The organism is Streptomyces ureilyticus (assembly GCF_011045025.1).
Taxonomy (GTDB): domain Bacteria; phylum Actinomycetota; class Actinomycetes; order Streptomycetales; family Streptomycetaceae; genus Streptomyces; species Streptomyces ureilyticus.
The window spans coordinates 1-8,121 of record NZ_JAAKZX010000320.1 but is presented as its reverse complement, the minus strand read 5'-3'; the positions used below and the strand labels follow the sequence as shown (position 1 = coordinate 8,121).

The window sequence follows — 8,121 nt, the reverse complement described above, 5'->3', positions numbered from 1 at the left end:
GGTGGGGGGGGCAGTTCGGTGGAGGGCAGCGGAACGGCTTTGGGAGCCTCGCTGGGCCTGCTCGGCGACGCGCTCGCTGCTGTTGACGATCCGGCCTCTGCTCGCGAGATCGCCTGTGTTCGGCTGGCAACCTTGCTCAGTGCCTCAGCGGCCGCCTACCTCCAGGTGGACGTCGTGGTCCGCACCTGCAAGGTGGTCTGCTGGCCTGTGCTCACCGAGGCGATCCGGATGAGGTTGGTGACCCAGGAGGATGCTGAGACAGTCGCGCGACTGATGCGGTACGACGGCCCCGAGACCTTGCCCGTCGAGGCTGGTGCCGACCCGTGGCCCCGCAGCGTCGCGATCACCATTCTCGCCGGCGTGTTGCTTCCCATCGAGTTCGCGCAACTCCCGCTCGGGCTGGATTCTGCGGAACTGCGGCTGATGGTGTTCGCCAAGAAGTCGAGGTTCACGGCCGCCGAGGTCGAGCTGCTGGCCATCTTGCAACAACCGGTCGCCGCGCTGGACAGGCACCTTTGCCATCTCGAGGCTCGGCCGGGAATTGATCGGCAGGTCGAGTCGAACAGGCGCCGGCTCGCGGCGGAACACGGTGTCACCCCACGTGAACTGCAGGTCCTAGGGATGCTCAGCGAGGGACTTCTGGCGCAGTCCATCGCGTCTCGGCTGTCCGTCTCGCCACGCACGGTGCATAAGCACCTCGGCAGTCTGTACCGGAAGCTGAACGCCCACGACCGATTGGTAGCTGTCAATCGAGCCCAGGCGATCGGTCTGCTGCCGATCGCCCACTGAGGTAGTACTTGTACTCATACCGGTCCGGCCGACGCGGTGAGTTACTGACAGCAAACCGTCGAGCCATCGAGGCCCAGATGAAACACCACATCGCCATCAAGCTCCACAGGGCGCTGCCCGGCGGGCTGGCGGTCCCGGACTGGCCCACGTTCGGCAACGACAAATCGGCGGCGCTCATCACGACGACGCCCGAGGTCGACGACGTACTGCGGCGCTACAGTCTGCCCGTCTGGGTGACGAGGGAGTACAGACCGGCCGCGAACCGCTGGGACAGTGGCGAGCTGGCACAAGGCCTGGACCGGACCTATCGGCTGATCCTCCGCAGTGACGCCGAGGTCCCCGAACCGCTGCTCGTCCAGCTGCGTGCCCTACCGTCCGTCGAAGAGGCTCGTCGCCTGGAGATCGTTGCCGCGCCGGTTCCAAGTCCCGTGCTGTCCAGGCCAGCCTCGATCGGCACCCGGATCGACCGCACCGGCCTTGGGTACGCCAAGGTGATCACCAAAGGCGACGCCCGGGTGAAGATCGCGGTCCTCGACACCGGTGTCGACGTCGATCATCCGGAGCTCGCGGGCAAGGTGGTGGCCGGCGCGGACTTTGTCGAGCTGAAGGGCATGGATACGTCCGCCTTCGTCGGCGACATTAGCGGGTACGACGCGGAGCCGGGCGACGACATCGGTCACGGCACGCACGTCAGTGGGATTATTGCCGGGTTGGGTCTCCGGATGGCTGAGGGGGTCGCGCCGGACTGCCGCCTGCTGGCGGTCCGGGTGCTCGCGACCATGCGCGACGGCGACAAGCTCATCGGCGCCGGCCTGGTCGACAACATCAACCCGGCGATCAAGTGGGCCGTCGACAGCGGTGCGGACATCATCAACATGAGCCTCGGCGTGAAGCACGAAGGTGGCGGCCTTCCGCACGCCGATGTCATTCGCTATGCAATCGGCAAGGGCGTGGCTGTAGTCGCGGCCAGTGGCAACGACGGATCGGCCGAACGGTACTACCCGGGAGCGCTGCCGGGTGTGGTCGCCGTCGGCGCCGCCGGGCCGGATGGTGGGGTCACAGCGTTCACGTCGTACGGTGCTCAGATCACCGTGCTGGCCCCTGGCGTCGACGTTCACAGCTCCTATGCCCACGGCGGCTATGCGGTCGCGTCCGGCACCTCCCAGGCCTCGCCGTACGTCGCGGGCGGCATCGGACTGCTCAAGTCGTATGCCCTGGAACGGCAACACCGGCTCGGCAACGCGGAGATCCTCGACATCCTGCGGCACACGTCCGACAAACCTGACCGGCGGCCGCGGTCCGAGCACGCAGGGTACGGGCTGATCAACCTCGTCGATGCGTTCAAACTGCTCAGCTATTCGCTCAACTGAGATCCGGAAGAAGGACATCATGGCCACGACCTTCCCCACGAACGGGCGGTCAGACTTCAGGATCAAGCGGCCGACCGCCACCAACCACGACTTCGTCTCGGAGACCGACGGCACCGTCGCACGCCACCTTGCTGAGCTGGACAAAGTGCTGAACCGGCGGATCTTCTCCACGAAGCCGACTTCTGGCAGCCCGGCAAAAGGCTCTGCGAGCGGCTCGACCCAGTTTCAGGGGATGGAGATCCTCAAGAACCGGCTGACCCCCCGGCGTGCCGTCAAGGTCGGCGGCGACTTCTGGGCGACTGGCAGTCTGGTCGACAAGTTCTTGTCGGCCCCCGAAGACAAGGTTTCCTTCACGCTGCTGGAGCGGATCGACGCGACCCCGGTCCTGTCCGAACTGCGGTACGCATTCGACGAGGTGCTGGCGCACCGGTGGCGGCATCTCGGCTTCAATATGCGCGCCGTCCTCGACACCAGGTATCCGGCGATCCGCGGCTATCTGATCGCGTTCGGCTTCCACGTCATGAAGCTGAACGATGCGAAGAGCCTGACGAACTTCCTGCTGAACAACCCGGGCGGGGTCAAGACCTTCATCGACTACGCCGTCGTCAGCGCTGCCCGGACCTTGATCTTCGAGGAGCAGCTCAAGGTCCCGCAGTACGACAAGGACGACAGCGACATCGTCAGCAGGCTGATCGCGGCTGGCCTCCCGCTGTCGTCGCCGGCCTTCCAGCACGATGTGGATGCCCTGGTCGACGACTTCATCTACAACGGCAAGTGGCACACGCTGATCAAGAACGCCGACATCGGCGTGATCAAGCCCGCCATGCTGCCGCAACTGGTGAAGTACCTGAAGAACTCTCCGGTGGAGATCACCGCCAAGAACATCAACTACTTCCTGCCGCTGTTCATCACCCAGATCAGCGGCGGGATCGAGCTCGAGGACGACAACCAGGGCGATCGCCCCGATCCCGACCGGGAGTTCAACGTCGAGTTCCTGACCGACGACCGTGAGCAGGCTCAGGTCAGCTCGTCCGCGGTCAAGTGTGCCGCGCAGCTCTTCTACACGATGGTGCTCGGCGACGAGCTGCAGGTGTTCGGCGCGGTCGACTACTTCACCCGTCGTTACCTGATGCGAGAGGGCTTCGACATCGAGGACAACCGGCTGCGGGCGGACCTGCAGATGTACGTCTTCTCCAACAAGTTCACCGTCACCGACACGCGCACCAACCTGAAGCGCGTGCTGGACCGTACGGAGCCCGCCGAGCGGCAACTGTTCTACCGGAAGGTCTTCGACCAGGGATCCGGCACCGGCCAGGTCCCCGACGATCTGATCGTGAACGACGATTTCCCGCAGTTGTGGAAGGTCCTGATGCTGGAGTCGGCGCGGTACCTGGAGCGAGCCCAGCTGAGCCCGCACCCGGCGAACCGGGTGTCACCGCAGGGCGTGATGCAGGCCGTCGAGGACCTTCGCTACAACCTGTCACTGCGCTGCACCGGGATGGCCACGGTGATGACCCCGCTGATCGATGACGAGCTCGACTTCGTCACCCGGCGGATCCTGATGCACCGCGAGGTGCTCACCCAGCTCGCCCCGTCGGGCGGCACCTGGTGGAAGGTCGTCGAGAAGCTCCACCTGGAGATGAACCACGCGCGGCCGCGGGCCACTGTGCTGCAGAACAAGGCGCAGGGCGGTTACAACATCATCCGCGCGATCGCCGACTACGATCCGGCGGTCTTCGAGAAGGACGAGAACTTCTCCGCGTTCATCAGCGAGGTCGAGGCATTCATCACGACCCAGAGCATCCTGCAGGAGGCGCTGGCCGATGACCTCAAGGAGGCTGCCAGGGCCGCAGCCCCCACCGCCTCGCCGAACGGATCCGGCTATGGCCCCAGGATCGACGAGCTGATGTCACCGGGGCAGGGTCTCGGCTTTAAGCCGGACAAGGCAGGCGCCGGGGCCGGCGCGCCGCAGGACGAGTGGGACTTCTGATCCAGGCTGTTGAGACCAGGTGCGGAGCTGACGATGACCAACAACGTGGTGACGACTCCCAGTGAGCAGGACATGGTGGCGCGGGCCAGGGCGCAGGCGGTGGAAGTGCTTGCCCCCAGCCGGATGTTCCAGGCGTTGAGCCTGCCCGACCAGCAGAGCATCTACCTGTCGCTGGTGGAGGAGAACCTCGACGAGCAGCGCAACCGGTACGGCGTCGCTCGCGCGATGGCCACTGACACCGGCGAGGAGATGGGCTACAAGGGCTACGACCCCGGGTTCACCGGCGACACTGCAGCCTTCAACGAGCTGGTCGAATCGGTCGACTTCCCGGCCTTCGTCGCGGACCTGCTCGGGGCCGTGTTCGACGCGAACCTCAAGGTGATGAAGCAACAGACGGACGCCTACATCAAGTTGATGAAGGAAGCGACGAAGTCCACCGCGGACTTCATCAAGAAGATCGGGGACGACGAGAGCTTCGCGACCCTGGCAGAGAGCAAGAGTGACCAGTTCAACGTCGTGGTTGAGAAACAACCCGACGGGAGCAGCAAACTCGCCCTCACCAACCCCGAGGGGGACAAGGTCGACACCGAGGACGCGGAGGTGAAGCGGGCCATCCTCGAGGCGAAGATCAACATGGCCAAGGAGCACCGGGCCGCGTTGCGGGAAGTGCTGCTGATGGGTGTCACCCGGCTGGTCGTGAAGAAGGGTCTGATCGAAGCCGGTGTCGAGTTCAGCATCAAGGCGAACCGCGAGAGCAAGGCGCACCACGACGACACCAACATCAATGTGGCCACGCTGGAGACGTCGTTCGGCGGCGGATTCGGGGCGATGTTCGGTGGCCCGAGTGCCGAGTTGAGCGTGTCGAACACGAACATCCAAGTGAACACCTCGGACAAGAAGGCGACCGATGATCTGTCCGCCACGCTGAAAGGGCTGGTACGGATCGAGTTCGCGACCGACTACTTCAAGCTCGACAACTTCGCGAACATGTACGCCGACGGCGGCGTCAAGGCTCTCACGCCCCCTCCGGCCGGAGCTCCCGGACAGGCGCCACCGAAGTGACCCGCGATGTCCCTGGCGATCCTGCGGCTGCTCGACACTGACCAGTCAGGTCTGCGCTTCAGCATCGACACCGGCACCAATCCGTTCTACGAACTGACGATCGGCAGGGAGGTCCGCCGTGACGATGGCTACTCAGCCGACACCGTCGACGAGGTCGAGTTCCGTACGCCGATGGCGGTCAACGACCAGGCCGGTTTCCAGATCGATACGCGTCGGGACGTCACCGTCCCGGCGGACGGGTTCAGCAGCGGCCGGATGTACGCACAGTTGTTCAGTTACGCGTCCCGCGACGGCCGGTCGCCGGCGTTTTCCCGCGTTGTCACAGTGCCCGTGCTGCACGCGCTGCCGTGGGAAAGGCCTACGACGATGAGCACCACCTTCCGGCCCGCGCGACAGGTCGCCTGCCGCACCCTCAGCGTGGAATTCGCCGTCGCCTCTCCGCCGGCACCCGCACCGTCGTCGATGGTCAATAGCCGGGCGGTGCTGTCGTTCGTGCCCGGCCTCGCCATGGCCTGGAACGGCCGGTCCGCCGCCCTCTTCGCGCGCGACCGCGACATCCGGCTGCAGGTCAGTCTCAATGTCGGCCGGTCCGGGCCCGGTACGCCGCTGCCGAAGGCGATCCTGACGATCCGGATCACGGACCCGACGGACAGCTCCGTGCTGCTGGACAGGGCGTTCCGGCTGCGGCAACTGCAACCAGGCGTGGTCATCGACGCAGACCTCACCCAGGCCGAGCTTGCCCAGCTGCCAACAGGCCATCTGCTATCGGTGTCAGGCGAGCTGCGGTGGCCCGGCAGTGCCGGACAGACCTACCGGACCACTGCGACCACGGAGCTCGTTCTGGTCGGCAGGTACTTCGTCAAAGAGCAGGGCTCAGCCGTACCCGGATCGCAGGAGCTCACTGACATGACCCGGTTCCGGCCGTACTGGAACAAGATCTGGGAGTCGCCGGTCAGCCACGACGGGACGTACAAGGTCTACCACTGGGCGCTGGAAGCCGCCGTCCGGTATTCCGTGCTGATCGAACCCGCGGCACTGGCCAACGGGCTGATGGAGACGAGAATGCTCCGTACGCCGCCGGCCGCCGACAGCACGATCGACCGGGCCGAGGGGCGGATGAAGGCCGGGATCGAACTCAGCCTCTCCGAGCTGAACAAGCTGGCCTCGCTGTGGCCGGGTGGAAACCCGCTCGCCCCGGACCGGCTGGCGGCCTTCAGCACCGCGGACTTCGCCCGGCAGCAGTCCCGCGAGCTTGTGCACTCGGTGAAGCTGAAGGGGCGCACGGACGAACGCGGCATGGTCTGGGTGGTACCGGTCTTCTCCTTGCGGAACTTCGTGGTTTCCGCAGTACGCGAGATCGATGCCTACGGTCGCGTGCTCGGCGTCGACGACGAACAGGTTGCGCTTCCGCTGCCGGACGCGGTCCGGCTGATCGGGCTCACTTCCGGTTCCTCGGGCGACGTGTCCTCCGCTGACGGCGAGGCGACGTATGCCTTCGAGGGATTCGGTGTGGAGTTCGCCGACCTGGTGCAACTCATGCCGGCCGGCCAGAACTCAGGCTAGGAGGCGACCGCCATGGACGAGGCTTTCATTCCACTGCACGCGTTGGTGCTGGCGATGCTGCCCGCGATCGACGAGTACGTCGACGACGAGGCCGGCGTCCGTGCCTACATCACCCGCTACCACATCGAGTCGCCGATCGAGCTCGACGTGACAACGGATGCGGAGGGCGCGCAGCGGATCGGAACCACACCTCCGCTGTACTACGTGGACACGTCGTTGCGGCCGTCGTACCACCAGATGCGGTTCACCGTCGAGCGGGGAGCCGGTGATGACTGACAACACCGCCTGGCAGCTTGAGGACTTCGTCGACTCGCTCGTCGTCGAGCTGGACAAGACGCGCGAAACACTTGCGGTGAAGGCCGTCAACAAGCCGCTCAGCTACACCGTCAAGGAACTCGCGCTCGACCTGAACACGTTCCCGTCGTACGACGGCGAGCAGATCCGGTTCCTCACCGCTCAGCCCGGTCAGGAAGGCGCTTCGAAGGTCACCATCTCGCTGAACTCGATCACCGATCAGCAGGTGCGGGCGACGACGAAACTGCCGCGCGGTACCACCGACGTCACCATCGACCAGATCGATGTGGACCAGGAGACCAGGAAGAAGCTCCGCAAGCTGGGCGTCAGCTCGGTCGACGATCTCGAGCAGCTTCAGGAGCGCGACGTGGATCTCGGGCAGGTCTCCGGCAACGACATCGACTACACCATGTTGGCCAAGAAGATCCAGAAGTCGAGGCGGAACCAGAGCCCGCCGACGATCGGCGCGGTCAGCCTGTCCGTCGCGGACGACGACGGGCCCTGCTTGCTGATCGAGGGTCGGCACCTGGGGGTCGACCCGGCGTTCCAGCCTGTTGCCGTGGTCAACGAAGTATTGGCCGACGTACTGGCGACCAGTGACCGCGAGCTGCTGATCCAGCTCGCGCCGGGTAACGCGCTGCGCGCCGACAACGACGTCGTGGTGGCGTTCGACCAGTACGCCGTTGTCAAGGTGAACGTGAGGACGTGATCCACATGCGCAGCGCCGATACCCGAGCGTACGAGCGGCTGGTGGCCGGCCACTACGGTGCGGGCCAGCGCACCAGCAGGCCGGCGCGCATCGGAGCGCTCTCGTTGTCGCTGAGCCGCGACGACGGTGAGGTCCTCGGCCAACCCGCGGCGGTCAGTGGCGGGGACGAGCAGGAGTACGTCGTGACACTGTGGCCAGGGCAGCAACCGGTCGGCGCCGTTCCCCTCCAGCCCGACCAGCTCCGCGCCCCGGCCGAGCCGGTCACCCCCGCACCAGCGGCTCCGGTGCCACCAGTTCCAGAGTCGACGTCGGCGCCGTACGTTCTCCCTGCCCCTGCCCCTGCC

The 8,121-nt window shown here is 65.7% G+C and carries 7 protein-coding genes and 1 pseudogene; all 8 read left to right on the top strand.

The window, feature by feature from the left end; genetic code table 11:
* Positions 1 to 789: helix-turn-helix transcriptional regulator (locus G6048_RS50610; protein WP_328828868.1), on the top strand; the 789-nt coding region annotated here is incomplete at its 5' end.
* 233 nt (positions 790 to 1,022) lie between these two features.
* Entirely contained in the window at positions 1,023 to 2,159 is a 1,137-nt protein-coding gene (locus G6048_RS45275) for a S8 family peptidase (RefSeq protein ID WP_165345449.1), read from the top strand.
* A 19-nt stretch (positions 2,160 to 2,178) separates the two neighbouring features.
* Positions 2,179 to 4,149: a hypothetical protein gene (locus G6048_RS45270; RefSeq protein ID WP_165345448.1), complete on the top strand. Its 1,971-nt coding sequence runs from the start codon at positions 2,179 to 2,181 to the stop codon at positions 4,147 to 4,149.
* Positions 4,150 to 4,182: 33 nt separating this feature from the next.
* Entirely contained in the window at positions 4,183 to 5,211 is a 1,029-nt protein-coding gene (locus G6048_RS45265; RefSeq protein WP_165345447.1) for a hypothetical protein, read from the top strand.
* Positions 5,212 to 5,217: 6 nt separating this feature from the next.
* Positions 5,218 to 6,774 (top strand): hypothetical protein, encoded by a 1,557-nt coding sequence (locus G6048_RS45260; RefSeq protein WP_165345446.1) that lies wholly within the window; start codon positions 5,218 to 5,220, stop codon positions 6,772 to 6,774.
* Positions 6,775 to 6,786: 12 nt separating this feature from the next.
* Positions 6,787 to 7,050: a hypothetical protein gene (locus G6048_RS45255; RefSeq protein WP_165345445.1), complete on the top strand. Its 264-nt coding sequence runs from the start codon at positions 6,787 to 6,789 to the stop codon at positions 7,048 to 7,050.
* The gene (locus G6048_RS45250; protein ID WP_165345444.1) at positions 7,043 to 7,777 is read left to right on the top strand and encodes a hypothetical protein; all 735 of its coding nucleotides are present in this window, start codon (positions 7,043 to 7,045) and stop codon (positions 7,775 to 7,777) included. The genes G6048_RS45255 and G6048_RS45250 overlap by 8 nt, the downstream gene beginning before the upstream one ends.
* Positions 7,778 to 7,782: 5 nt before the next feature.
* Positions 7,783 to 8,121 (top strand): annotated as a pseudogene (locus tag G6048_RS45245) (hypothetical protein); the annotation flags it as partial.

Excerpts from the sequence above, each read along its gene's own strand:
- G6048_RS45250 (WP_165345444.1), top strand. The coding sequence starts at position 7,043 with ATGACTGACAACACCGCCTGGCAGCTTGAGGACTTCGTCGACTCGCTC.
- G6048_RS45270 (WP_165345448.1), top strand. The coding sequence starts at position 2,179 with ATGGCCACGACCTTCCCCACGAACGGGCGGTCAGACTTCAGGATCAAG.
- G6048_RS45255 (WP_165345445.1), top strand. The coding sequence starts at position 6,787 with ATGGACGAGGCTTTCATTCCACTGCACGCGTTGGTGCTGGCGATGCTG.
- G6048_RS45265 (WP_165345447.1), top strand. The coding sequence starts at position 4,183 with ATGACCAACAACGTGGTGACGACTCCCAGTGAGCAGGACATGGTGGCG.
- G6048_RS45260 (WP_165345446.1), top strand. The coding sequence starts at position 5,218 with ATGTCCCTGGCGATCCTGCGGCTGCTCGACACTGACCAGTCAGGTCTG.